Annotated in this window: 22 protein-coding genes; 4 read left to right on the top strand and 18 right to left on the bottom strand. The window is 45.5% G+C overall.

The genetic code is table 11. The features are described 5' to 3' along the window. Nucleotides 1-22: 22 nt before the first annotated feature. Both hemA and QEP07_RS14075 read right to left on the bottom strand, forming a co-directional pair. Nucleotides 23-1,252, bottom strand: coding sequence for a glutamyl-tRNA reductase (gene hemA / locus QEP07_RS14080; RefSeq protein WP_256007169.1), 1,230 nt, complete (start codon nucleotides 1,250-1,252; stop codon nucleotides 23-25). Between the two features lie 165 nt (nucleotides 1,253-1,417). Further along, nucleotides 1,418-1,930, bottom strand: a complete 513-nt coding sequence (locus QEP07_RS14075; RefSeq protein ID WP_285010811.1) for a DUF2911 domain-containing protein — start codon at nucleotides 1,928-1,930, stop codon at nucleotides 1,418-1,420. Between the two features lie 114 nt (nucleotides 1,931-2,044). On the opposite strand from QEP07_RS14075, the gene QEP07_RS14070 reads away from it, so the two are divergent. Then, nucleotides 2,045-2,293, top strand: a complete 249-nt coding sequence (locus QEP07_RS14070) for a hypothetical protein (RefSeq protein ID WP_285010810.1) — start codon at nucleotides 2,045-2,047, stop codon at nucleotides 2,291-2,293. 4 nt (nucleotides 2,294-2,297) lie between these two features. On the opposite strand, the gene QEP07_RS14065 is transcribed toward QEP07_RS14070, so the two are convergent. From QEP07_RS14065 to QEP07_RS14050, 4 genes are all read right to left on the bottom strand, one after another. Beyond that, nucleotides 2,298-3,110: an alpha/beta hydrolase gene (locus tag QEP07_RS14065; RefSeq protein WP_285010809.1), complete on the bottom strand. Its 813-nt coding sequence runs from the start codon at nucleotides 3,108-3,110 to the stop codon at nucleotides 2,298-2,300. A gap of 1 nt (nucleotide 3,111) precedes the next feature. Next, the gene (locus QEP07_RS14060; RefSeq protein ID WP_285010808.1) at nucleotides 3,112-3,978 is read right to left on the bottom strand and encodes an ROK family protein; all 867 of its coding nucleotides are present in this window, start codon (nucleotides 3,976-3,978) and stop codon (nucleotides 3,112-3,114) included. A 128-nt stretch (nucleotides 3,979-4,106) separates the two neighbouring features. Beyond that, on the bottom strand, nucleotides 4,107-4,352 hold the full coding sequence (locus QEP07_RS14055; RefSeq protein WP_256007164.1) for a DUF1456 family protein: 246 nt from the start codon (nucleotides 4,350-4,352) through the stop codon (nucleotides 4,107-4,109). A 1-nt stretch (nucleotide 4,353) separates the two neighbouring features. Then, nucleotides 4,354-5,673 carry a DEAD/DEAH box helicase gene (locus tag QEP07_RS14050; RefSeq protein WP_285010807.1) on the bottom strand — a complete coding sequence of 440 codons (1,320 nt, stop codon included), beginning with the start codon at nucleotides 5,671-5,673 and terminating at the stop codon, nucleotides 4,354-4,356. 154 nt (nucleotides 5,674-5,827) lie between these two features. Between QEP07_RS14050 and QEP07_RS14045 the strand changes: the two genes are divergently transcribed. Continuing rightward, nucleotides 5,828-6,301, top strand: a complete 474-nt coding sequence (locus QEP07_RS14045) for a ribonuclease H-like YkuK family protein (protein ID WP_285010806.1) — start codon at nucleotides 5,828-5,830, stop codon at nucleotides 6,299-6,301. Between the two features lie 4 nt (nucleotides 6,302-6,305). Here QEP07_RS14045 and QEP07_RS14040 read toward each other — a convergent pair whose 3' ends face one another. The 3 genes from QEP07_RS14040 to QEP07_RS14030 all read right to left on the bottom strand — a co-directional run bounded on the left by QEP07_RS14040 (nucleotide 6,306) and on the right by QEP07_RS14030 (nucleotide 9,396). Further along, the gene (locus tag QEP07_RS14040; protein WP_285010805.1) at nucleotides 6,306-6,776 is read right to left on the bottom strand and encodes a hypothetical protein; all 471 of its coding nucleotides are present in this window, start codon (nucleotides 6,774-6,776) and stop codon (nucleotides 6,306-6,308) included. Between the two features lie 161 nt (nucleotides 6,777-6,937). Next, nucleotides 6,938-7,999, bottom strand: a complete 1,062-nt coding sequence (locus tag QEP07_RS14035) for a porin (protein ID WP_256007160.1) — start codon at nucleotides 7,997-7,999, stop codon at nucleotides 6,938-6,940. 35 nt (nucleotides 8,000-8,034) lie between these two features. Beyond that, nucleotides 8,035-9,396, bottom strand: a complete 1,362-nt coding sequence (locus QEP07_RS14030; RefSeq protein WP_256007159.1) for an ammonium transporter — start codon at nucleotides 9,394-9,396, stop codon at nucleotides 8,035-8,037. Nucleotides 9,397-9,709: 313 nt separating this feature from the next. Here QEP07_RS14030 and QEP07_RS14025 point away from each other — a divergent pair, with 313 nt between their 5' ends. Next, nucleotides 9,710-10,192 (top strand): SRPBCC family protein, encoded by a 483-nt coding sequence (locus tag QEP07_RS14025; protein WP_256007158.1) that lies wholly within the window; start codon nucleotides 9,710-9,712, stop codon nucleotides 10,190-10,192. Here the strand turns inward: QEP07_RS14025 and mnmL are convergent. Then, entirely contained in the window at nucleotides 10,171-11,127 is a 957-nt protein-coding gene (mnmL, locus tag QEP07_RS14020) for a tRNA modification radical SAM protein MnmL/YtqA (protein WP_256007157.1), read from the bottom strand. The two genes, QEP07_RS14025 and mnmL, sit on opposite strands and share 22 nt — an antisense overlap. A 248-nt stretch (nucleotides 11,128-11,375) precedes the next feature. Here mnmL and QEP07_RS14015 point away from each other — a divergent pair, with 248 nt between their 5' ends. Then, nucleotides 11,376-11,837: a hypothetical protein gene (locus QEP07_RS14015; protein ID WP_285010804.1), complete on the top strand. Its 462-nt coding sequence runs from the start codon at nucleotides 11,376-11,378 to the stop codon at nucleotides 11,835-11,837. 273 nt (nucleotides 11,838-12,110) lie between these two features. On the opposite strand, the gene QEP07_RS14010 is transcribed toward QEP07_RS14015, so the two are convergent. The 8 genes from QEP07_RS14010 to QEP07_RS13975 form a co-directional block, all read right to left on the bottom strand. Further along, complete coding sequence (locus QEP07_RS14010) at nucleotides 12,111-12,614, bottom strand: GNAT family N-acetyltransferase (RefSeq protein ID WP_285010803.1); 504 nt, start codon at nucleotides 12,612-12,614, stop codon at nucleotides 12,111-12,113. A 3-nt stretch (nucleotides 12,615-12,617) separates the two neighbouring features. Next, complete coding sequence (locus QEP07_RS14005; protein ID WP_256007154.1) at nucleotides 12,618-12,995, bottom strand: DoxX family protein; 378 nt, start codon at nucleotides 12,993-12,995, stop codon at nucleotides 12,618-12,620. Nucleotides 12,996-13,149: 154 nt separating this feature from the next. After that, entirely contained in the window at nucleotides 13,150-14,565 is a 1,416-nt protein-coding gene (locus QEP07_RS14000; RefSeq protein ID WP_285010802.1) for a glycoside hydrolase family 125 protein, read from the bottom strand. A 4-nt stretch (nucleotides 14,566-14,569) separates the two neighbouring features. After that, nucleotides 14,570-16,834, bottom strand: coding sequence for a GH92 family glycosyl hydrolase (locus QEP07_RS13995; protein WP_285010801.1), 2,265 nt, complete (start codon nucleotides 16,832-16,834; stop codon nucleotides 14,570-14,572). Nucleotides 16,835-17,009: 175 nt separating this feature from the next. Then, nucleotides 17,010-18,542 carry a RagB/SusD family nutrient uptake outer membrane protein gene (locus QEP07_RS13990; RefSeq protein ID WP_285010800.1) on the bottom strand — a complete coding sequence of 511 codons (1,533 nt, stop codon included), beginning with the start codon at nucleotides 18,540-18,542 and terminating at the stop codon, nucleotides 17,010-17,012. A 12-nt stretch (nucleotides 18,543-18,554) separates the two neighbouring features. Further along, complete coding sequence (locus QEP07_RS13985) at nucleotides 18,555-21,749, bottom strand: SusC/RagA family TonB-linked outer membrane protein (RefSeq protein WP_285010799.1); 3,195 nt, start codon at nucleotides 21,747-21,749, stop codon at nucleotides 18,555-18,557. 381 nt (nucleotides 21,750-22,130) lie between these two features. Next, nucleotides 22,131-23,813 carry a RagB/SusD family nutrient uptake outer membrane protein gene (locus QEP07_RS13980; RefSeq protein ID WP_256007149.1) on the bottom strand — a complete coding sequence of 561 codons (1,683 nt, stop codon included), beginning with the start codon at nucleotides 23,811-23,813 and terminating at the stop codon, nucleotides 22,131-22,133. 10 nt (nucleotides 23,814-23,823) lie between these two features. Then, nucleotides 23,824-26,850, bottom strand: a complete 3,027-nt coding sequence (locus tag QEP07_RS13975) for a SusC/RagA family TonB-linked outer membrane protein (RefSeq protein WP_285010798.1) — start codon at nucleotides 26,848-26,850, stop codon at nucleotides 23,824-23,826. Nucleotides 26,851-26,924 lie beyond the last annotated feature (74 nt).

The raw sequence follows: 26,924 nt of genomic DNA, 5'->3' as shown, positions 1-26,924 counted from the left end.
TGGATGCTAATTTTGGCGTAATTTAGCTATTCTTAACCAATATCTCTTTTGCCATAACCATAGGAACGCTGATATACTTTTTCTCCATGTAGTTGACCACACGCTCTAGTATCAGTCTGGAGTTTTCATCTAATCCGTTGATCTCATCGGCAAAGACACCGTTAATGGCAGTTTGCCTGATCTCCTTGATCTTCTTTGGCACACCACTCATCGCAATTTCAATTTTGCGCTGACGAAGCACAAGTTCAAAATCCTTAATATTCTCTTCAATAATATGCTCTGCGTTTACAAGTTCTGCATAGCGTTCCTGTATGTTCTTACGGGCAACTTCTTTCAGAGACTCGACCTCAATATAATGAATTGGGAAAGCAGCAACCACATCCGGAGCCGTGTCGTTTGGTACCGCAAGATCTACAATGATTTTCTTTCCACTCTCGCCATTAAGCAATTTCTCATATATCGATCTCGTAATAATGGGTTCAGTTGAACCGGTGCAGGTAATGATCACGTCGAAACCTTTGTCATAGCTTTCAAGCGCAGTAAGCGGATAAGCTGTTCCGTTCAACTCCTTAGCGAGGCCTTCGGCATTGGCCAAACTCCTGTTGAATATGGCAAAATTGGTATACTTATGCTTTTTAAGATATTGCGCCAGGTTACGATTGGTTTCTCCGGCGCCTATGATCAGCAAGCGGACATCACTGGAACACATCTTCAGATCGCGCAGTTTACGGTAGGCCAGGGATACGATAGAAACCGGGTTTTTAGAAATATTTGTATGTGTGTATACCTCTTTAGCTGTTTTAACCACGCGATTCATGATCATCCGCATGTAATCACCCGTAAAACCAGCCACCCGACATGCCTCATAAGCTTTACGCACTTGTGCTAAAATCTCTTTTTCACCCACCACAAGACTTTCCAGGGAGCAGGAAGTCCTTAACAGATGATTAAAGGCTTCCGCCTGCTCGTAAACGGACACATTTTTGACAAACTGATCCATATAAGCATCAGGCAGGCCCATATCCAGCACCGTTAGAAACCGGCGGATAAAGTTCTGATCAATCACTTCCGAAGAAGTAAAAATAAACTCCACCCGATTACAAGTACCTACATAGAATATCTCTTTAATTGCAAGTTCAGATTGAATATTTCGCAACCGGTCATCCAGCGTCTGCTCACATATTACCAGCTTTCCCAGCGATTTAAGGTCAATCTGCTTATGCGTAAAAGCAATAATCTTTAAATATTCCAAAATGTAAGACTCTGTTTATTTTTAGCGTAACAAAAGTAACAAGGGAATGCCTTTTGACTGTCATTATGCTGTAATTAAGAACTATTTAGAAAGATTTTAAATACACCTAGCACAATAGAAAAGGCGCCGGTTTCTGCCAGCGCCCTCTCAATAATGCTGTCTAAATTACTTTACGTTAAAAGGCACGGCAAGGTTGCCCCAAAGCAACGTAACTTTTCCCGCTTTGCTTATGGTAAATGTCATCTTCTCGGTAGCGGCAGAAGATTTTTCAGGTCTCACGCTTACCTGAAGGGCATTCTCTGCCTCGTTATACTCTGTACCTGGCTTTTGCCATTTTTTGTTAAATATAAATACCCATTCCTTTTCACCCGGAATTGCATGCAGTGCGTACTTGCCGGCCGGAAGTGCTTTTCCTTCCACCTTCGCGTTTTTGCTGATCTCAAAAATCGTCGCCTCGTTTGCACCGGCCCGCCATACTTTGCCGTAGGGCGCAAGCTCTGTACCAATAGCACGTCCTTTCAGGGAAGGCTGACTGTAATCAATCATAATTGTAAGACCTGAAGCTGTGGTTTCTTTTGTGACAGCAGGGGGACTTGGCCTTTTACTCTTGTCCTGTTGAGCCGACACGCTCAGCGTAAAAAAGGCCGCAATAAAGGATAATACAATGGTTTTTTTCATCGTTATGACATTTTAGTTTGCCTAATATAGGAAAAAATATGTTGTCATAAAAAACTGAAAATAGCAAGAACATTCTGAAATACAGATTGTTAAAAAATAATCAACCCTAAAACTATGGAACAGTTCAAAATACAGGTGGCGGATTCAGCCGGCTACGGACACATCTTCAACATACGAGCGTTAAGTGAGGAAAAATTTCAGATCTATAACGACCACCACGAGCGTATGGCCACGATTGAAATTGATCATGAAGATGATAATTATTGCCGGCAGAGCCTGGATTGCCGGATAGATCTCCCATTGCTAGACGCCATAAAAGAATGCATTTTAATGCACGACGAACTGGTGATCGGCCACGCCTGAGCGTCTACTTTCTGCCGAAAAAATTATTGAAATACATCAGTTGGTATCCTACCGCATTTGTCCAGTACTCCCAGTTATGTGCACCGGGGCGTATGGTAAAATCGTGAGGTATGTTGAGGTAGGCCAATCGCTCGTGCAATTGTATGTTGACCTCATAAAAAAAGTCGTCGCGGCCGCAGTCAATGATCAACGATAGTTTGTTAGGTTCCAGCAGATGGAGCAAGTTCACCACTGTGTTCTCCTCCCAACGCTGAGGGTACTGGCTTTTAGGCCCAAGTCGTTTTGCAATGTCCCAGTTCATCGGAAACGGTCGGATATCTACGCCACCACTCATGCTACCGGCGGCGCCAAACACATCCTGATGCCTTATTGACAAATAAAGCGCACCGTGTCCGCCCATACTTAAACCAGTGATCGCCCTGCCGCTCCGATTTTTAATGGTGTTGTATTTGTTGTCTATCCAGTTAACCAGCTCTGTCGCAACGTAGGTCTCATATTTCCACGTGGGGTCAAGCGGACTATCAAAATACCAGCTGGTAACATTGCCATCGGGGCAAACGATGATCAGATCAAAATCATCCGCATACTTCTTTATTCGCGGAACCTTATTCACCCAACCAGAGAATTTATCACCTGCACCGTGTAAGAGATAAACTGTCGGATATGCCTTCCCCGAGCCGTAAGAATCAGGCTTTATGACAACGGCCTTAATATCTTTTTTCATAGACACACTTCGTGTGACTACCGTATCGACAGTAGCGGCCGAAAGCTGGAGGACTGCAAATGTAAAAGCAAACAGCGCAAATACTCTTTTCATATTATGCCCAGCTACAAGCCGCGCCAACCAGGGCGGCATCCTCCCACATTTTACTTTGGTGGATAACCACATCTTTATTTGTCACCTTATCCTTAAGCTGATCTATAAAGTGGTCCCAGCACCTCGCAATATTTCCGCCGATCACAAGCACCTGCGGATTTTCCTGTGCAATGAATGCATCTAGAAATGCAGCCAGATTTGTAGTAAATTCATCAAACAGCAACGATCTGACCGCCTCGTCTGCATCACAAAGTACCTCTTCCACATTTCTGGCATCTTTACCTGTATGTTCCTTATAACGCTTCAGAAACCAACGTGTAGAAATGTATTCTTCAGCTATGCTATCATGAAACGGCATAAATGCAAGGTTCATATCCTGAACCTTTCCGCTGCAATTGCTGGTGGAGCCAAGGCCTGTGCCCAGTGTTATGCCGATAGCGCGTTCAAAGTCAGCTGCCGCACCAGAGGCAAGTTCACCGCGCAAAAAAGCCTCAGCATCATTTATAAAAACGATATGCTCTCCCGGTATCCCGAGCCTGTCAGCAAGTAAATTCCTTACATTAAGACCGTAAAGAGCATCATATTTTTGCTGGTTTTGCATCAGGGATACACCCTGTTCATAGTCGAAAGGGCCCGGCATGGCAATGCCGACCTGAATATCTCCCTGAGCTGAATCTGGAATAAGTGACGAAAGAGCGCTGACCCACGACTTCAAAATCACTTCGGCGCTGCCCATAGAAGCTACACGTTCTCGTTTCAGCGTGTGATCAATTACTTCATAAGATTTAGGATCGATATGCGCAGCAGTAATATGAGAACCACCTATATCTACTCCGATAAAAGGCAATTCCGATGGTTTTATATTCATTTAGTTTGCGTTTGGTTGGTTGTGAAGTACACTTTCCTTTTCAAATAAAATAATTTAAACCGTTTTAGCAAAATTTATTTGACAAATACGTCTCGTCACCAAGAAAGATTAGCTTTGTTAGCAGGCTACTAGACAGCATTTTCTGACGCTGGCTTTTCCCTGGGTCCACGTTTATATATCACAAGTCCATTCAGAAAATTACGCAGGATCTGGTCGCCGCATTTTTTAAAATTAGGATGATCGTCTCTCCGGAAGATATCTCCCAGCTCGCTCCGCGTAATTTTAAAATTAACCAACGACATAATCTTAATGATATCATCGTTTGTCAACTCAAGCGCTACGCGCAGCTTTTTCATAATATCATTATTACTCATGTTACAAAGCTAACGCTATTTTTATCTTTTTGTTCTTTATTCGCTGACCTGCGAGCGATTTTAATAATCCTTCAGCGCAGGTTCCCTTAACAGCAGCAAAGGCTTGATGTTCTTTTACCACGATAAGGCCAAGGTCTTCTTTTTTTAAACCGCCCTTTTTTAGGAGAAGCCCTGCAATGTCGATCTTATTTATCTTGTCTTTCTTGCCAGCCGAAAAGTACAGTGTCTTCCACATAGGCTCCGCGGGCAGGCAAAATTCATCAGGCAACGTTACGTTCGTTATCTCCGCGCTCAATTCATACGAAATGGACTCACCATCAGCAAGAAGAAGAAACACACTGCCCGCCGCATTCATCCGCGCAGTTCGTCCGTTGCGATGCACAAAAGCTTCCCTGGTAGTGGGCATCTGATAGTGAATAATGTTGTGCACCTCAGCGATGTCCAATCCTCTTGCAGCAAGGTCGGTAGTTAGAAGCACCGTTACACTCCCGTTTCTGAATTTCATCAAAGCCCGCTCACGGTCGTCCTGATCCATACCGCCATGATAGATATCGTGAACAACCCGGTGGCTGCCTAGTGCTAAACTCAGTTGCTCAGTGGTTTCCCGTTGATTGCAAAATACAAGCGAACGCTCACTACCGACTTTGCAGAGAAGCTTGAGCAAGGTTTCCGCTTTACCGGTCAAAGAAGAACGTAATTCATAAAAAGCGAAATGAGGTGTACTCGATGCGTCCTTCAAGAAATCGATAGTTAGCGGGGTTCGAATACCGGTAAATGAAGGGAGTACCTCCATGGCAGTGGCAGATGTCAATATGCGCTGGCGGAGTGATTTCAACATACCGATAATATATGCCATATCGTCTTGAAAGCCCAGCTCGAGCGATTTATCAAACTCATCAAGCACAAGCATCCTGATGTGTGACTCATCAAAGGTTTGCAATTCCAGGTGGTGTGCCAGACGGCCTGGCGTACCAATGAGCACTGCCGGAGCCTGAAATAGAGCGTTTCTTTCTGTCTTGAAATCATGGCCTCCATAACAGCTGACTATTTTATAGCCCGTACCCATCTGCCGCCACACTTGCTCTATCTGCAACGACAGCTCCCTTGAAGGAGAAACGATAAGACACTGCACGCCCTTTGCATTTGCATCAAGCCCCATCAGTACCGGAAGCAGAAAAGCAAGGGTTTTTCCAGAGCCTGTAGGCGCAAGCAACACAACATCCCCGCCTTTCGACACCACTTCAATCGCCTTTTCCTGCATTTCGTTCAGCGCAGCGATTTGCAGACGACCTAGCACTTCCTCCAGATTTACTTGTAACATAATAACGCTGGCAAACATAGCCAAAAAACCCGTAACATGTTGACAAATAAACAATTGTTAAAAAATAAACAACAGAGCAATAGCTATGCTTAACAACAAAGCGTTATATTTAATTACCTGAAACGGAACACTTTACTTAACTGACTACAAGTATATGACCTGGAAAAAATTTAGCGGCGACGTGGTGCATTCGCCGATCGTTCAAGAAATCGAAAATGCAATTGTTCGCGAGACAGGAAAAGGCCACAGACTTAAAGTTTGTATAGGAACAGACTCGCAGGTAAAGGGACACACAACAGACTTTGCCACGGTAATTGTGTTGCTCAGGGAGCACCACGGCGGCTTCATGTACATCCACCAGGAAAAAACAAGCACAAAAATGACCATAAAGGAGCGAATGCTTGTAGAGGTACAGAAATCAATAGAAACAGCCTATTCCATCTGCGACCTGCTCGATTTATATGATGTACATCTAGAGGTTCATGCCGACATCAATACAAACCCGATGTTCAAATCAAACAAAGCGCTAAATGAGGCGATGGGCTATATCTTAAGCATGGGCTTCATCTTCAAGGCCAAGCCGGAAGCCTTTGCAAGTTCCACTTGTGCAGATAAAATGGTTCACTAGATCGTTACCAGCTTTTGGTGGAGATTGTCGCAGGCTTTGAAGTTTCCTTGCTATGATTGCTTTTTAGCGAAGCCTTCAAACTAGTAGTGAGTTTCTTCGACTGGACAATTATGGAAGCCATATTTCTTTGCCAGTCGCCGCGACCTAGCTTATCAGGCTCCCGCTCCAGCGGGACAGCAAGCGTAGTCGGAACAAAATTACCATAGCGGTCGCGCTGGTACGGTGTTACAACAAACTCCGTTAAGATGATCTTGTATTTTCCAGGCCTTAGATCAAGCCTCATTTGATAGCTTGCTTCTGCAGACGGCCGGCCGATGCCGGATGAACCTTTGTATAGCACCATTTTACCGCTGGCCAGAAGAGCAGTGTCTCCTACCACCCCGTCCGATTTCAGCTGTTTGCCATTTCTATCAATAAAAGTCTGAGCGTTAGTGATTGCCTGTTGTACGGGCACACTCAGCTCCTCGACCTCCATATAAGTATATTTTCCAGACTCATTTTTGGGTAATAGCTGCTGGGCGTAGACACCATATACACTGCAGGTGAACAGAAAATAACACAAATAAAATCGCATAAGACTAAAAATATTAAAGGCTGCCTTGTTTGGCAGCCTTTAAATTTAAACAAAACGTTTGACTAAAAGGCGTAAACCACCGCCAATGAAAACTGAGAGGCAGTTTTCGTAAAAGCACCATTGCTCTTGGTAAATGCCCAGATTTGGTCTTCGTCGTTATCGAAGCGAACTTCCGGGATAAAGGTCAAGCCTCCGGACTTGATATTTCCTGAAAGTGTAATCGAAGTTACCGATGCGTCACTGGTAGAACCGTCTGTGCCATCCACAGCATCTTTGAGTGTAAAATATTCACCTCTCAGTCCCAATGCCACTGAAGGCGTAAAAGCATATTGAGGATATAGTGCTGCGCCGGTATAACCGCCGTTGTCGTTAGAAACTGTGTAATCAGCCGCATTCAGCCCTAGTTTAAACTTATCAGTAATCTGATACGCGGTAGTCAGATCAAAAATAGTTCCTGTACCTGGCGCACCTGCAGAGGTACCCGACAAAACATTCAGATAGGCCGACCATCCTTCAACCGGACTTAAAGCGAGCTGAGCACCGATATGAGATACGCCGTTAAAATCCTGATATACGTTCCAGTCGTTGAACAAGCCTACCATCAGACTAACTTTGTCTGAAAACGCATAGGTACCTTTTATACCCGCGTTTTGAAAAGGGCCGCTCCCGAATAGATAGGACGTAGAATAGTTAAAATTAGCAGCCGGCGAAATTACTTCATAACCAATAAATGTCCCCATATACCCTGCGGTCATTGAAAACTTATCAGTGAATGCATAACTCACATAAAGGTTTTGTATGTGAAAACTGTTCGGTCCGGTCTCATCATAACTTCCATCTGAGTTGGGGATCGATTGGAACTGCCCGCGTGGTCCAAAGGACAGTTCCCCGACGAATGAAGCCTTACCGGTGGTCTTCTTCAACGCCAGATCGATCATACCTATTGAAATAGAATTATGCTCGTTAGCAAAGTAAGTCGCAATGTTTGGTCGGTTTGCGAAATCATACTTGTAGTAAGCGTCGACTGAACCTGAGATCTCCAAAGGGGACTCAGCTTCTTCTTGCGCAAAAACAAAGGAAACAGAAGACAACAATGCAGCGGTTAATGCAAATTTTAGTTTCATAAATTTAGGTTTGTGGTTGAGATTGATAGTTTAGATTAAAATGTATTTTCTACTTCACGGCCAGCGACGATAAGTGTTCCCTGAACGTACTTTTCATTGTGCTGCGAAGCATCAAGTCCTTCCATCTCCTCTTCTTCAGATACACGGATAGGCTGTACAAGATTGATTACTTTGAAAACAATAAAGGACATTACGAAACTAAATACAACACTAATCAGCATGCCTTTAAGCTGCGTAACGAAGAACTCTGGATTGCCGTAAAGTAAACCGTCCACACCAGCCGGATTTACTGTTTTCGTTGCAAACACACCAGTAAGCAACATACCGACGATGCCGCCCACGCCATGACAAGGGAACACATCAAGCGTGTCGTCCAAACTGGTTTTCTGTTTCCATGAAACCACCAGATTAGAGATTACCGCAGCAATGGCCCCAATGAATATGCTCGACGGAATACTTACAAAACCGGCACCAGGCGTAATGGCTACAAGACCAACCACAGCTCCTATACAAAAACCAAGAACAGATGGCTTCTTGCCTCTGGCAACATCGAAGAACATCCACGACAGACCAGCAGCACCAGCAGCAATATTGGTAGTAAGAAAAGCTGACACCGCTAAAACGTTGGCTCCTAAAGCAGATCCTGCATTGAACCCGAACCAGCCAAACCAAAGCAAGCCTGTTCCGATCAGTACATAAGGAATATTAGCAGGCGGAACCTCTCTGTGTTCGATGTGCGACTTTCTACGCTTCAGAACCAGTGCACCAGCCAAAGCAGCCATACCTGCAGAAATATGCACTACGGTACCTCCGGCAAAATCCAGCACGCCCATTTTGAAAAGCAAACCTTCTGAGTGCCAGGTCCAGTGTGCCAGTGGCGAATACACTAGCAGCGCAAACAAGACGATAAAAAGAATGTAGGATGTAAAACGGATTCTTTCAGCTACGGCACCTACAACCAAGCCTGGCGTAATAATCGCAAACATTAACTGGAACACGGCAAATAGTGAAAGCGGTATTGTACCCCAGGCAGGTCCCGAATTAACACCTTGGAAGAAAAGGTAAGTGGACGGGCTTCCAATCAAGCCGCCGTTCGACTCCCCAAATGCAAGACTGAAACCGACTACAACCCATAGCACAGTAACAACGCCAGCCGCAACAACACTTTTGATCATGGTAGACAGCACGTTTTTGCGATCAACCATTCCACCATAGAAGAAAGCCAACCCCGGCGTCATCAAAAACACCAGTGCCGCCGCTACTAATATAAATGCAACATCCGCCGCATTATACTTTCCCTCATCAAAGTTTGGAAGTAAGGGAATAAAAAGAGCCAAAATTGCAATTATCATCAAAACTGCAAACGGACCCCACTGTTTAAATAAAACTTTTGCCATAAATGTTAGATTTTACAAGTTTTTAATTATGTGTTTGTTTGATTTTTTTATAAAACTATGAATAAAATTGATAATTCAAACGAATATGATCAACAAAAACATAAAAATCCCGAGATTTTTATAATAAAACAACACTAAAACATGAATTTATAACAAAAAAGGCTATAAAATTTTGTGTTTTTCTAATATTAGCGAGTTTCACACCCATATTTTTTTAGAAAAAAATAAAAATGAGGTCTTTTTGAAAAACTTTCAACAAACATGAGTTTAGCCAGAGTGAAAACAGTATACAGGATGTAACTGTGTATATACTATGAAAGCATACCAGCTCACCTTTACACAGAGCATCCCTGTGCCAATACCTGAAGCATGGGATTTTTTCTCGTCGCCACTAAACCTTGTTAAAATAACGCCGCCAAATATGGCCTTCAACGTAACGTCCGATTACGATCAGGGAACGAAAATGTACCCAGGGATGATTATCACTTATAAGGTCGCGCCGCTTTTCGGAATTCAGCTAAACTGGATGACCGAAATCACCCACGTAATCAACGAGCGGTATTTTGTCGATGAGCAGCGATTCGGTCCTTTCAGGTTCTGGCACCATCAGCACCATTTCAGATCAATCCCCGGCGGCACTGAAATGAAAGATCTCCTCACTTATGGCCTCCCATTAGGCATGCTTGGGAGTGTGGCCAATAGTGCACTTGTAAGGCAACGCCTGCGCGAAATATTTGATTACCGTAAAAGAAAGATTGTTGAGCTCTTTGGCGATTATTTACCTGGGGTTACATAAGCGGAACCTTGGACCACCCCGCGGCGCTCAATCTCCTTGTCGATGTAGGTTTGGACTGCGGATTTAGGAAGTCCCCATTTTGGGGCGATCAGGAGATCCCAATCAGACACGCCAAACAATCTCTGGATGACAATATCTGGTCGCAATAACGGAATTGCACGACACAGGAGATCGGTATACTCATCAAGCGTAAACAGCTTAAATGGATTTCGCTTATACTTTACACCCATAATGGAGCCTTCCACGATGTGAAGGTGATGAAACTTTACGAACTTAATTTGCGGAAAGCGGTTAATTTCATGAATATAGTTAAGCATCATATCCTCCGTTTCATTTGGAAAACCGAAGATCGTATGTACGCACAGATCGAGTTTAGTGTTTTCAAGCAGTTTCACTGCAGCAACAAACTCGCCGTGACTGCAACCCCTGTTGATTTGCTCCAGTGTCTCGTCGTAGATTGACTCCATGCCCATCTCCAGGTCGACATTAAAACGGTCCGCATAACTTTCCAGCAACGCTACCTTTTCAGCATCAATACAATCAGGCCTGGTGCCCACAGCCAAACCGACGATATCTTCTGTATTTACGGACAAAGCCTCATCGTACATCATCTTTAGATAATGTGCCGGCGCATAGGTATTGGTATTGGGCTGAAAATAAACGATGAACTTATCGGCTTTATAAAGCTTTCGCCCACGGTCCATATTCTCAATGAGTTGTTCTTTTAATGTAGGAAGCTTTCGCGCTGTTTCAGGCGTAAACGAATCAACATTGCAATAAGTGCAGCCACCGAAGCCTTTACTACCGTCGCGATTAGGGCAGGTAAAACCTCCATCAACGATAGCCTTAAATACCCGCTGCCCCTGATACTTCTCACGTAGAAAAGTACCATAGTTATTATAACCCTTAATCCCTGTATCCAGTAATGTTCCCAATGCCTTAATATTTATGCAAAAATACGATTTAAGATGAGATGTGACTGCGCCATAGTTTAATAAGGTGGTAATTAGGTGCTAATAGGGTCGTAATAGGGTGCAAACAGGCTCGAAATCTAACCATCATCGGTTTGACATATAATAAATACACTATGCGAAAGGTATTTATCTTAAGCCTAATGTAGACCTTCTTAAAACCAACCATTTTGGCGATTGTTAGATTACCAGTTCTACATAGAAAAGTTGAAATGAATAAAGCGTCACAAATCATCCTTACGGGCGTAGGCGGCACTACCGCAATGACAGCAGGCAGCGAACTTATGTCGCTCATGATGAAAGACAATTACAGCGAACCTGATCACCTTGAAAAGATGATCTCGAGGCTTGCGCCGTTTTTATCGAGCAACGCAAAGAAGATTGCCGGATGGGGAGCACATTACGCTATGGGCTTTGTATTTGCAGCTGTTTTCGTGGAGTTGTGGCAAACGGGACGGATCAAATGTACTTTTAAAGATGCATTGGTTCTTGGTGCCGTAGCCGGAGTATTCGGGCTGCTAATCTGGAAAGGAACCTTTAAACTACATCCATTGCCTCCAAGACAGCACTATGTCGATTTCTACATACAACGTATTCCAGCGCATATCGTATACACCGTATTCGCTGCACTGACCTATCGCTTTTTAAAAACTGGCAACCAGGCAGATGGATAAATTTTCATTTGTTGGCTTGGCATGTATATACAAGTTTCGTATATTTGCTGCCGAGAGCGTTAATTAGATGACGGGGGTTGGTCGCCAGATCAAACCCCGTTTCTTATTTGGTTTCAACAATTGGCCAGACCCACACAGAAAAATAGTCCTCTCGAACGGCAAATCATAAAAAATTTCATTTTACTCTTGACATGTATATACAAGTGTTCGTATATTTGCTCCTGAGAGCGTTAATTATGAACGGGGGTTGGTCGCCAGATCAGACCCCGTTTCTTATTTACAGCCTAAGGTGGCCTTTCGAAGCATCTCAATATGCATGATCCCGTCTTCCATATATGGCGCTCCCTGAGGGAGGAAGCCAAACGAACGGTAATACTCAAGAAGGTAATATTGCGCGCTTATACGGATATCGGACGGGCCGAAATACTGGAAACAGCCACGAATAGCTTCCTTCATGAGCAAACTTCCGATACCCTTGCCACGTACGGACGAGCTGGAAACGACCCGTCCTATGGAAACTTCCGGGTATGACACACCAGCAGGTAAGAGTCGTGCATACGCGACCAATTTATCGTTTGCAAAAATCTGCAGATGTATACTCGATCGATCTTTGTCGTCTATGTCTGGATATACACAGTTTTGCTCCAGAATGAACACGTCGCTGCGAAGCTTCAGCAGGCTGTACAATTCGTCAACGTTCAGTTCGTTGAAGGCTTTCAACGTGTGGTCAATATTGAGGCCCGGTGCAGATTGGCCGGACTCCCCGGTATTATTCATAAGCTATGGATTTGAGACACCTCGCAGTTTATGGTAGGTTAAATAAGAGATTAAAAGTACAAAGAAAGTTACTAAAGGCATAAAAGATGCGGCGATTGGGCCATCCACCGAAAGGTGCCCGATTAATGCACTGATATACACGATACCCAGGGCAGTGTATCCCCATTCTTTGAGGCGCACGGGCAGCCCGGGGATAATTAAAATGAGACCTCCAATGAACTGTCCGATGCCAACAGTCATGGCCAGCCAGTCAGGAATCTGCAAATGAGCAGTCCCTTCTTTTGCCATAGGGCTGTTCATGAAAAAAATACCAGGAAGAATAAATAAAGCAAGCAGACCTGTGCTTACCCAATAAATAATTTTAGTTGTTTTTAGTGCCATGGTTTTATGATTTTGTTTATACCTCAAAGTAAGGTGACTTGAACAATTTCAGCAATACATGGTCGCGACAAAACCGGGGTGTTGATGCGACAGTAAACGGCCATAAATGGTTAAGGCACCTACCGGTGCCTTAATGATAAGATTTACTTGCGGCTCAAGCCAGCAAGTGCGGCTTCTCTTTGTAGACTTTCCAGAGGAACTCTCCAAATATGGTATTAGCCCAGGCAAACCAGGAACGTGTGAAATTCGCCGGGTCATTTTTATGGAACGACTCGTGCATAAACCCGGTTTTGGCGTGGTTGGCCTGCAGGTATTGCAAACAACTTTTGATCTCTTCATCGCTTTGCGCGGTTAATCCTTGCATAACGAGCGCGATAGGCCAGATCTTATCAGCGCCGGTATGCGGACTGCCGATGCCTTTGGCTGCAGTTCCCTGGAAGAAGAACGGATTTTCTGACGATAGGATCAGCTTACGTGTATTCGCATAAATAGGATCGTTGGCTTTTACAGCGCCTAAATATGGCAAGGCCAGTAAGCTAGGCACGTTTGCATCGTCCATGATGTTGAAGCTACCGAAACCGTTGACTTCAAAGGCATATACTTTACCGAACTGCGGATGCTGCACAACGGCATATTTTTTTAACGCGTTCTCCACTTCAGTAGCTAGAGCACGGCACTCATCGGCAAGCGCTCTGTCTTTGTTCACTTCCTGCAAAATTTCTGCTGCTTGCCTTAAACTGACAACTGCAAAGAAATTTGAAGGAACCAGGAAGTTATAGATAGTCGCATCATCACTTGGACGGAAAACAGAGCAGATCAAACCAACTGGTTTGGTTGGATATCCGTAACCGCTCATCGGCACTGTATCCGTCGCGAAGATCGTTTCACGCTGGAAGTGATATGGTCCTGGGCCATCTTTTCTTTGCTGCTCCTTGAAAGTCTTAACGATTAGCGAGATTGCATCTCTCCAGCCGGCATCGAACGGAGAAGTGTCTCCGGTAATCTTCCAGTACTGATAACTTAATCTGATCGGGTAGCATAGAGAGTCAATTTCCCATTTACGCTCATGCACACCAGGTTTCATATCCGTTTTATCAGTGCTCCACTCTCCTTTTTTATTTGGATCGCCATAGAACGCATTGGCGTAAGGATCTTTTTTAATACACTTTACCTGATGGTTGATAACACCTGCAATCAGCTTCTGCAGTTTTTGATCGCCTTTAACCAACGAAAGATATGGTGTTACCTGAGCTGTACTGTCGCGCAACCACATCGCATCGATATCTCCGGTGATTACATAAGTATCGGGTTTTCCGCCCTGCTCGGTGTAGGTAACGGTCGTATCCAGTGTGTTTGGAAAACAGTTCTCAAACAACCAGGCAAGTTCCTTGTTGCCCACATTCTTTTGAAATTCTGCAATTGCGGCTTCTACCGCATCGCTTTGAAAATGCCGCTTAGAAGCTGCTATCCGTACCACGGGGAAGTCAGGTGCCAGCGCAAAGGAGACCTTGCTGGCCATCATGCCGGCTGCAAGAACGCCGGTGCTTTGTAAAAAATTTCTTCTTTTCATATCGTTATTTTGATAAAGAGAATGGCTTGTCTTCAGTCGCCAGGCCTCTTTGGGTATTTGGTTTATTGCTCATTTCAAACTTCAGGGTCCCGCCCTTTATTAAATCCTGATGGGTAATAAAGTTTTTGGTATACGTTTGCCCGTTTAAAGTAGCGTTACTAATATAAACGTTTTCCGGACTATTATCTGCTGCTTCGATCACAAACTTCTTGTTGTTTTCAAGCGTGATGGTGATCTTCTTGAATGCAGGGCTTCCGAAAACATATTCGGCGGTTCCCGGTGTTACACTATAAAAGCCTAATGCACTAAGTACATACCATGATGATGTTTGACCCTGGTCTTCATCGCCGGGATACCCGTTTTCTGTTGCGTCATACAATTTACTCATCACATTTCGCGCATGATACTGGGATTTCCATGGCTGATTGGCATAATTATACAAGTATACCATATGCTGGATTGGTTGATTGCCATGCGCATACTGGCCCATATTTGCCATCACCATCTCCGTCATCTCGTGAATCATGCCGCCATAAGTACCAACTTTCACCTTATTAGGCTCACTAAAAACGGAGTCCAGTTTAGCCGTAAAATTATTCTCGCCGCCCATCAAATTGATCAATCCTTTTGTATCCTGGAAAACAGACCAGTGATAATGCCATGCATTTCCTTCGGTGAACGGTCCGCCCCACTCTATCGGATCAAAGTTCTTGGTCCATGATCCATCTATATCTCTTCCGCGCATAAAACGTGTTGACGGATCGTAGACGTTTTTGTAGTTGTACATCTGGCGACCGAACACATCCATATAAAATTGGTTGCCGGTCATTTTTGCCAACTGGTAACCGCAGAAATCATCGTAAGCGTACTCTAGTGTCTTTGCTGTAGATTCCCTGTATTTCGGATAAGGCACATAGCCCAGGTGGAAGTATTCTCTCCAGCCGTCGCGACCGTTAGCAGGTCCCCACGGACCTTTGTTTGTCGCTTCATGCAGGTAAGCTTCTAAAGCTTCTTTTGGGTCAAAGGTTTTAATCCCTTTTGCCCATGCGTCGGCAAACAGGGAAATAGCATGATTACCGATCATACTTCCGGCCTCGCTCGGAAATGACCAGGATGGCAGCCATCCGCATTGTTTGTATGCATCGAGCATTGCCTGCATGTACTGTCCGTGCATTTCTTCGTGCAACAGCGAGTTCAAGGGGAACTGCGCACGGAAGGTATCCCAGAAACCGGTATCGGTAAACATATGGCCTGGATGTACCTTGCCATCATACGGACTGAAATAGTATGGTTTGCCGTCTTTGTCGAGCTCGTAGAATTTTCTCGAGAATAAGCTTGCGCGGAAAAAGCATGAGTAAAATGTTGCTTTATCAGCTTCAGTGCCCCCTTCTACGAGAATCTTGCCCAGAGATTTATTCCAGATGGCAGCAGCTTTTGCTTTGGTCTGCTCCAGGTTCTTGTCAGGCCCAAGTTCTCTTTTCAGGTTAAGTTCGGCCTGTTCCAGGCTGATGTAAGAGGAGGCTGTTTTGACCTGAACTTTTGCGCCGGCCTTAAATTCGATGTATGCACCTTTTCCTCGGCCTTCTGCTGCTGTTGAATCTGCTTTTATGGTGTTATCGCGGTTTTCCCAGGTTCCGTAGGATTTAATAGGCTGATCGAACTGAACCACGAAATAACTTTTCCAGTCCTGCTTAAAACCTTGTCCGTTGCTTACCCATCCGGTTATCTTACCTTCTTTCGGGTAGATTTTTACACCGCTGGTGCGGGTATAACCATCGAGTACCAGGAAGCTCTTTTTGCCAGAAGGATAGCTGAAGCGTAAATGGGCGCCGCGCTCTGAGGGTGATATCTCTGTGGTGATCTGATTGTCGAAAGTTACCTTATAATAGTTGGGCTTTCCGATTTCATTGGCATGACTGAACTTAGCCTCGCGCTTATTCTCGTCTACAACCAGGTTGTCGATCATTGGCATGAAAGAAAATACGGCGTAATCTCTGGTCCATGAGCTGCACTGATGTGCCTGCTGAAATCCGCGAATCTTGTCGAGGAAATACTGATACTTCCATCCGTCGCCGTTTTTACCAGTCTGCGGCGTCCAGGTATGCATACCGAAAGGCAGTGCAGTGGTAGGATAAGTGTTGCCCCTGGTTAGCTCGTGTTTTGAGTTTGTACCTTGCAGGGTATTGACATACTTCACCAGGTCAGTTTGCTGACCGCTGGCCGTTCGACCGAGCAGCAGCAATGCAAAAATTGTAGTTTTTAATTTCATTTGTGTGTGTGTATTTGGTTTGCATTCCTCTAACCCATGAGGAATATTTTGGTTATTCTAAATCATTTTAGCATTCCAATATTACCAAATAAAATTAAAAAAAGAAAAAGCGGCGCCTGCTTAGGCGCCGCTTCCGGATGGTCTTGTGCGGATTTCGTTAAAAATATACTCCGGCTTAGTAATCCGGGTTCTGTGGTTTCAGATTCGGGTTATTTCGCATTTCCGCAGTCGGCAATGGGAAAAGCAGGTTTCTGCGCTGCAACACAATAGTTGGGTTGGCCGGGAACCGGTGTCCTTCAAACTCCTCGAAGCTGTCGGATACGGGATTATATGCCTTCCTTAAACGCACCATATCGAACCAGGTAATATTTTCGTAACATAGCTCATGCCAGCGTTCCCGCCATACTGCTTCCTCAAACTGATCCTGGCCCAGGCCGGAGAGTTCGTCAAGATCAGCCCGCTCGCGGATATCGTTCAGTGCAGTGTATGCGATATCATTTGGCGCACCGTCTGCCCTGTTTTGCGCTTCGGCATAGACGAGCAGAATATCCGCGTACCTCAGTTGCGTGAAATTAAGATCGCTTTGCGCTGTTCCCGCAACATTGAGCGTACCGTGAGCGGGCACATCGAAGTGCTTGTAAATGTAGGGCGCATTCAATTCTTTCAACGGGCCGTCGCCGCCGTCGTAATAGGAGGTGTAGAAAAAACCTTGACGATCTGCAGCGCGCCGATCTCCGGCTTCAAAGGAATCATAGAACTGCTGAACTGGAACCGTTGATCCCATCTCGTCGGAATACGCAGATACATCCTTGAAGGATGGCAACAAGATCTGTTGAAGCGGGTTTCCGGCGATGGAAGACAAGTATTGAATTTGCCAGATAAACTCTTTCCTGTTTTCGGTCGCTCTGCTATGCAACTCGTCATAAGTTTCAAAAAGGTCATACCCGCCGTTCTGAATCACATCAAGCGCTTTGGAGGCAGCCAATGCATAGTTTTCTGTTTTGTTTAAAGGATACCCAGCCATGGTAAGGTATACCTTTGCGAGCAACGATTTGGCGGCTCCCATGCTTACTCTCCCAGATTGGTCCTGCCAGGAAAGACCTGCTTGTTCAGCCTGAGTCAGGTCGGCCACTATCTGCGCATATACCTGTTCTGCTGCAGTTCTTGACGGATAAAAATCGGGAGATTCGATTGTTTGTGAAGTGAGCACAAGCGGAACATCGCCAAACAGCTGAACCAGGTAGAAATATGCCCATGCACGCAAAAATGCTGCCTCGCCGAGAACCTGCTTTCTGCGGGTTTCGTCCATAAGCGGAATGCCCGGTACTTTGTCGAAAACCAGATTGGTCTGCGCGATAACGTTATATAGCCCGTTCCACCAGTTCCTGACCATAAGATTATCGCCGTTATAGGTCAGCCCCGCGATGTTATTCAGATCGGAGTTCTGTCCGGTTTCTGTCTTTGCTGTACCGGTTACGACTTCCAGCATCGAATAGTTGACAACGAAGATACCTGCGCCGTTTCCTATGAAGCGTGTTTGGGCGTAGGCAGCAGCAATCGCAGCCTCGGCATGCTCAGGAAGCGTATAGTAAGTACCCGGAGCCAGGTTTGATGGATCCTGTTCGTCCAGGAATTTCTTACAGCCGTTTGCCAGTAAGACGAGGGCAACAGCCGCCATCGTACCAATAAATTTTATTTTAAGTTTCATAGTTTCCATGTGTTATAGCCCGATATTTAGTCCCAGTGTATACATTGTGGGCTTCGGATAATCGAAAAATGTTTGTCCCTGCGCAAAAGCGTTTCCATAGGTGGTTACCTCAGGGTCGTTGCCCCTGTACTTGGTAGCCAGGAAAAAGTTCTGCGTGCTTGCGTACACGCGAAGTCTGTTTAGCCGCAGCCGTTGTGCTATACTTTCCGGGAAGGTATAGCCTAGCAACAGGTTCCGACCCCTGATGAAAGAACCGTCCTGTACCCATCTTGTGTCGACGTTGGTGACATATCCGGCCCTTGTATCACGAATTGCAGCGATAGGCGTGTTCTGGTTCTGAGGCGTCCAGGCGTTAAGTACCGACTTATAACTGTTGGCGATCCCTTGCCTGTCTTCTGCTGAGTGCGTACTCATGTCGAGGACGTCATTCCCCTGAGAAAACTGCAAGTCGAGCAACAGTTCGAGCCCCTTATATTTAAAAGTATTGATAAAAGCGCCCCAGTAATCGGGATTACCATTACCAATGATCATGCGATCCGCATCGTTGATCGCAAAATCTCCGTTGACATCCAGGTATTTCACATCTCCGGGCAAAAGGGTATTGCCACCACGATAGGTGTACTGAGCGGCTTGTTCACGCTCAGCCTCGCTCCATGTGCCGAGGCGGACAAGTCCCCAGAAAGAGCCGACCGGTTCACCTACCCTTATGATACCTGTTTCATTGGTAAAACTTGGGTTACCAAGACCAAAGATATCGGCCGGAGTAGCCAGTTCGAGCACTTTGTTTCTGTTGAAAGAAATGTTAAATCCTGTCGTCCAGGAAAAATCGTTGCCTGTAATGTTGACCGTGCTAAGCCCCAGTTCGAGACCCTTGTTTTCCATACTACCCACGTTTCTGGTGATTGACAGATAGCCGCTGGAAGCAGGGACCGGCGCCGCAAGCAACATGTCGGTAGTTTTCCGGTAATACACGTCGGCCTCGAAACTGATACGATTACTGAACATGCCTAACTCCAAGCCTATGTCGGCCTGAGCTGTACGCTCCCATTTCAAATCTGGATTGGCTAGCCTGTTGGTGCCTACACCAGTGATTCTTGTATCGTTGATGATACCGGCATAGTTTGTTCCCAGCAAACTTAGAGAAGAGTAACTGGCGACTTCAGAGTTGCCGGTGACGCCGTAACTTCCCCTTAATTTCAGGTTAGAAACGGTCGTATTCCCTTTAAGAAAATCCTCCTCGGAAATGCGCCAGGCGACCGCTGCGGAAGGGAATAGTGAGTACTTGTTGTTTTCTCCGAACTTCGAAGAGCCGTCTGCGCGCGCGGTAAATGTAAACAGATACCGGTCTTTATACGCATAATTTAAACGGCCAAATACAGATTGAAAAGCGAAACCGGCTCTTCTGGACGAGCCTGGATCTGGCTTGCTTCCGGCACCGAGGTTGTTAGGACCGAAGTAATCCGTTGAAAAATTTTCACCACTGGCGCCGAAACCAAATATGTTAGCCTCCTGCCACGATACACCAAGTAATGCATTGATCGAGTGATTTTCAGCTAGTTCTTTGTTATAAGTCAGATAGTTTTCGAATGACCAGTAGCTCTCCCGGTTATTATCGAGCACGACGCGCCCTCGCTGATCGAAAGCTATACCATACAGACTGCGCCCGTTGACCTCGTTGCGTCCGCGCGTTACAATATTAGCACCGAGCACACTTCTGAACTCAAGCCCTTCCATGAGGTTGATGGTTCCGTAAACATAGCCCAGCGTGTTTTGGGTTTGCAGAATATATTGCCGGTCGGTAAGAATGTGCACCGGATTGGAGCCACCCTCTGCACCCGGGTAATTCTGATTGTCCGCCCAGGTTCCGTCGGCATATTTCACAGGCAAAAAGGAGAAGCTTTCGGTGATCATCCGCACGGCGTTTAAACCGCCCGTGCCGATATCAACCAGGTTTTCTTCCTGATTGGTGTAATTGAGGCTACCCCCTACCTTGAGCCATGGTTTTAGCTGACTGTCCATGACAACGCGGCCCGAGTAACGTTTTAAATAAGAGTTTAATAACAGCCCATTATCGTCGCGATAGTTGAGGAATACGCCATAAGTACTTTCCTCATTGCCGCCTGTAAAGCCCAACTGATGATTTTGCGAAAGCTTGTTTTGCGTAGATTCTTCAAGCCAGTCGGTATCATACAAAGGGTTTCCCTGAGCGTCGAAAAGCCTTGGCAGCGAGAGTCTCTTTATTCTCGGATCGGTATACTCTCCCTTGGCAAAGCCTTCAGGATCATATATTGCGGCATTTTCATAGGCCAGGTTCTCGACCTCCAGATACTCCCGTGCATTTAGCATTTCGAGCCGGTTTGGCCCGATGGTGGGAATACTGAAGTCGGTATCATAAGAAATCCTGGGCCCACTGGCGGAACCTTTTTTGGTGGTGACCATGATGACACCGTTAGCTCCCCTCGCACCATAAATCGCAATGGAGGACGCGTCTTTCAGCACTTCGATCGACGCGATATCTCCGGGGTTGAGGTAATCGATCGGGCTGCTGTTCTGTGTTTGCGTTCCCATGGGAATTGCGATACCGTCGACCACGTAAAGCGGGTTGTTCGTGGTATTAATGGAACTAAACCCGCGGATCCTGACGTTCGTTTGTCCACCCGGCCGCCCCGAATTAACATTGACCTGCACACCGGGTATGCGGCCCGAAATCGCCTGGTTCAGGGATGTGATCGGCCTTTCACGCAGCTGGCTTTCTCTTACCGAACCCACTGCTCCGGTGACGTCCGAGCGACGCTGCGTACCGTACCCGATTACGACCACGTCTTCCAGATTCACGCCCTCAGCAGGGACCATTCGGATGTTTAAAGGTGCGGCACCCGTCCCGGCGGCACGGGTTTGTGTAGCATAACCCACATAGGTAAAGCTAAGCTGTTCGTCGGCAGCATCGACCTGGATAGCAAACTTACCGCTAGCGTCGGTGACGGTAGTACGGTTCGACTTTTGGGACTTGATCCCAACACCGGGTATTGGCTGCGAATTCTCGTCGACCACCAGCCCGGTTATTACAATTTGTTGTGCCCGATAGAAGAAGGCACTGCCTGAACTGGAATAGACTGGTGCGTCTACATCAACAGCAAAGGCGGAGGATGGTATGCTCTGGAGACAGAGCACAGGAATCCCCGCAATGAGGAAATGTTTAATGTTCATCGGCTTTATATTAGTTTAAGTTATAGGATGACTAAACGCTGAACAGTGAAGCATGGCTGCTAACCAGTCGGCGGAAAACATAATATAATCCCCTTTGAAGTCTTAAATGAAGGCTTTTTTATTTGTGCATGGCTTTTTTGATTTAATTGTTTCTACTCATCTTTGGTTAAAATGCAGGTTAATTAAATTCGTAAGCATACATAGAATAAACAGGGATGATTATTATAGGTATGTGTTGCTTTGAGAAAGCAACGGTTTACTAATCAATAATAAGCAAAATATTCCAGATACAAGTGTTTTTTGAACAAATACGGAAGGGTCAAAATATAAAAAGGTGATTGCAACACGCAATCACCTTTTTTTTATCCTACTCAAATCCAGCTATTGCGGATACCCCGTGTTTTGGCTGAGATTCGGATTCAGCGCTCTCTGCTGCTGAGGGATTGGAAACAGCTTCCTGAAGTCGCTGCTAGGTTGGTGATCCCACCAGGAAGCAGTAGTAAACTTATTCCAACGAATCAGATCATTCCTCCTGAAACCTTCGAATACAAATTCACGTCCGCGTTCTGCAAGGAGTTCATCCATAGTCAGCGTCGATACGGTGTAAGCGTTTTCCGCCCTTGTTGCTGGAGTAAATGCGCGCTGGCGGCAGGTATTTATCAACTCTACTGCCTGTTGATTAGCGACACCACCGTTCTTGCGCATGAGGGCTTCAGCCTTGGCAAAGTAAATCCACGTTAACCTGTAAATATGCCAGTCTGTATTGTTATAATTCTGATTGGGTTCTACACTGATTGTATCCTCGCCAACGATCCTTATGCCAGCAACCTGGTTCCCCAGTTTATACTTATTGAACCGGACTCCGCTGTTTTCTTCACCTTCGCTCATGTTCGAAACCGTAGATCCGGTTTTAACACGTTGTATGCTGTCGACGAAGACCAGCTGCTGACCGTCATACTCGTTCCCTCCGGATGCAATCACAGGTTCACCGTTATCAAACCTGAACATAGGACCATGAAGCAACCATTCCGATTTCCTAAGGTCTTGGTTGCTGAATGTGGTATAATTACCAGGAACCATTACAACGCCATCATTACCATTCCGGCTCCCCCCATAAATGAATTGTTGTTGGAAGTGATAAAAGTCGCCAGTCCATGACGGCTGGAAATTTGCACGTTGAAACTCGTAGGCAATCGAAAAAATAGCCTCTTTTGACAAGTCGTTATTAGGCTTAAATGCATCGGTAATATTTGTATCAAGTGCCATTGCGCCATTTAGCCCGCCAGCTTCATTGTTGATCAATTTGTCAGCCGCGGCTATGCAGTCATCCCATCTCGGCGTGCCTATCCAGGCTTCTGCATTAAGATATAGCTCCACCAACATCGCATAGCCGCCAGCTTGCGACATCCTGCCAAGCATTTGCTTGGACAGAACAGGCGCTTTGTCGATATTGTCTTTTATCTCTTTCTCTATAAAAGCAAAAACTTGAGCACGGCTGGCAGTAGCCGGCAACTGATCCTTTGAGACCGGTTGTTCAGGAACCTCTGTAACAATGGGCACATTTCCCCAGAGATCCATTATTTTTAAATAGTGGAAGGCCCGGAATAACTTGAGCTCAGCTAAATATGCATCCTTTTCCTGTTGGGTCATGCCGATATCGGCAGGGTTTTTACCCTCAATTTTCTTGATGGGATCGTTACATAGCCCGACACCCCACCACATGAGCTCCCAGGCATTGTTCAGGCCGCCCTCATCATTCGTCCAGGAATGGTAATGCAGTCGCTTCCATTTTCCCCCGTCTTCGCCATGACGCCCCTTCGTAGGCCAGGCTAACTGGTCTGCAGAAAGTTCGCTGGGTCGCCACCAGCCGTCCTGACCTGAAGGCGTAGCCCATGCGTTCGCATGTGTATAAGGCCTCAGAACAGCAGACAGAATTTCGTTCCTGTTATTATAAAAGTTGTTGCTCTCGGCCGTATCATACAAATTTTCGTCAAGCTTCGTACAGGAGATGCTGACGGTCGCAGAAAGGCCTGCTATAATAAGCGTTTTATATATCGTTTTCATTCGTTGAAGATTAAAATCCAAGATTCAGACCAAAAAGAAGAGATGTGGTACTTGGGTAAGGCCCCCTGCCATCGATACCCGGTGCCAGCCCAGTATCGCTCACGAAATCGGGATCATTGCCTGAATACCCAGTTATTACCGCTAGATTTTGGCCAGTGACATATATTCTAAAATTGTTGAAGGTTTTCGATTTCAAGTTGAAACGATAACCTAATGTTACCTCATCGAGTTTCAGGTGACTACCATTCTCAATGTAATAGTCAGAATACATGTAAGTATCGTTTATCTGCGCATATTTAGTAAACGTAGAGTTTAGCAGGTTGTCTCCAGACACTTTATTACCATAAGAAATAGCTGTGGTATTGAGTATATCGTAGCCGAACTTACCGCGTAGAAACACTCTTAAGTCGAAATTCTTATAGCCGAATGTATTCGTTAGTGACAGATAATACTTAGGAATCCCGTTGCCAATTACCTGGTAATCGGTTACCTCCCGGTCAAATGAATTGTTGATAACATCGTTGCGAACCATCTCCCCGGCCCTGTTATAAAACAACCATTTACCGTCTTCTGTAAATCCAGCAAACTTCTTACCCCAGAATTCTCCAAGTTTTCCCCCCTCATAGGTACGTATAGCATTTCCTAGAGCACCGTATCCGCCTATGTCGCCCAGAGAAAGGTAATCGCGCTGAAATGTCGTATTCGAATAACTGTCGAGTCTGTTTGATGTCGTGCTCCCTGTAAAATCAATATTCCAATTGAAGGTATCATTTTTGATCGCGCTATAACCAAGTGCAATCTCGACACCTTTGGCAGAGATTGTTCCAACGTTGGTGTAGATTAGATCTCTGATATACGGCGGCTGAGGTGAATCATAGTTATCGAGCAAATCTTTCGTTACCCGGTTAAAGATATCGACTGACCCTGATAATTTGTTTTGAAACAGGCCGAAATCTAAACCGACGTTAAATTCGTGCTTCTTTTCCCATCGAAGATCCGGGTTCGGATTGCGGTTTGGACCGTATGTTTCGCGATATTGACCATCCGGATATAAATAAACTCCGCCGGTACCAAGGGTAACCAACGAAGCGTAATTAGCGATTCCGGAGTTCCCGGTCACACCATATCCGGCACGCAGCTTTAAGTAATTGATAAGCTTATTGTCTTTCATAAAGTCCTCTTCCGAGATAGTCCAACCGGCTGACAATGCTGGAAAATCACCCCATTTGTTGTTCACCCCAAACCTAGACGACCCTTCACGACGATAAATCCCTTGTAAGTAGTATCTTCCCTTGAATGAATAATTTACACGTCCGAAAAACGCTATTAAGGTATTATCGTTCTTGTAGCTTCCAAGCCCCGCCTTTCCGGCAGCAAGTTGGTTTCCCGCGTTTAGATTGTTTTCGTTGAAAAGATCATTTAAAAAACCAAGGTTGTTGGCGTCAAAACCTTCAAAAACTTCATACCGATAGCTATATCCACCGACACCTGTAAAACTGTGGTCGCCAAATGTCTTACGGTATTCAAGCGTCGGTTCGACATTAAAATTCTGCTCAAGAACGGTTGCTCTCCGCGCATATCCTCCTCCTTTGTATATGTCGTTCTCTAGAGAATATTCGCCATTGATAGACCGATATTCCCCATCGATATAACTGTTGCGCTGAACGGCGCCAAATACAGAAGCTTTGAGGCCTGGGAGGATATCATAATCGACCTTTGCATCAATCGAACTAGTTTGTTGTTGTCTTTTTAGGCTTTCCTGCTGCAGGCGTGCAAACTGGTTTGTACTTGTATTTTCAAAATAAAATGAACCGTCGTCGTTGTAGTTTGATAAGGTCGGATTGCGCCTGAACTGATCTTCCCAGCCGCCGCCGCCGAGTAGATTCGCACGATTGAAATTAGTAGCAAGATTGATGCTGGCGTTCAATTTTTGATCGAAACCTTTTTGATTCAGATTTAACCGTATTCCATATTCTGTCCGGCCGTTTTCCTTAGCAAAACCCTGTAAGTCGCGGTAATTAATACTCGCTCTGTAACTCGTGTTTTCTCCTCCTCCAGATAAGGCCAGGTTGTGGTTGGTGCTTATGTTATTTCTATCAACCAGGTCATTGAAAAAATCTGACGTATGACCATAGTCGGTCCTGTCAAGCTCCCCTGATGCAATTCTTGCTCGCAATTGTTCCGCAGTCATAAAATCAGGCTTCCTGTATAAATACTCATGTCTTAAATAGGATGAGTAGTTGAAAGTCGGGGGGCCCGCTTTACCCTTTTTTGTCGTAATCAGAATGACGCCTGCATTAGCTCTGGTACCATAGATGGCGGCTCCAGAACCGTCCTTTAATACATCGATTGACGCTATATCATCTTGTTGCAGAAGGTCTAAATTTCCCCCTGGAATTCCGTCGATAACGATCAGGGGACTTTGACTTCCTGTCACTGATGTCACGCCCCTAAGCTGTATATTAACGCCCGAATTTGGATTAGAACCACCCGTCCTGGTAATCTGCAGACCAGCCACTTTCCCCTGAATAAGATCAAGCGGGTTTCTTGAACCGCTCTGTCTGAAGTCGGCCGTGTCTACGTGTGCAACTGCAGAAGTAACTTCTCTCTTATCTAATGTTCCGTAACCCACCCCAACAACGGTTACGGCCTCGAGCGTGGTTGAGCTTGGCTGCATGCGGATGCTTAACGGTGCGGCGCCTGAACCTGCTGCCCGCGTTACAGGTTCATATCCAATGAAGGAAAACGTAAGATTTTCCGTCGGTCCGGTTACCTGAATACTGAATTTACCAGTGGCGTCGGTAACAGTTGTTTTATTAGATGCTGATTTTACTCCTACACCTGGGATTGGTTGAGAATTCTCGTCGACCACGAGTCCCGTTACAATCCGCTGTTGCGTACCTGGCGCGGGCGTTGGTGCTGGAGGAGGGTCCTGTGTTTTTGAGGTGTCCTGCGTTTGTGCCGAAACCTCACTAACATGAACCCCTAAGGTACAGAGCATACATAACCCTATACCAGCTAGTAGTTTAATGTTCATAGACGTTGTTTTTGTTAATAGTTAAATTTTAAGCGAGGCGCCTAAAGATAGATGCTGTTACATCTGAGCAACAC

The organism is Pedobacter faecalis (assembly GCF_030182585.1).
Taxonomy (GTDB): Bacteria; Bacteroidota; Bacteroidia; order Sphingobacteriales; family Sphingobacteriaceae; genus Pedobacter; species Pedobacter faecalis.
Note: the sequence above shows the minus strand (reverse complement) of the source record. Positions and strands in the feature narration are given on the sequence as shown.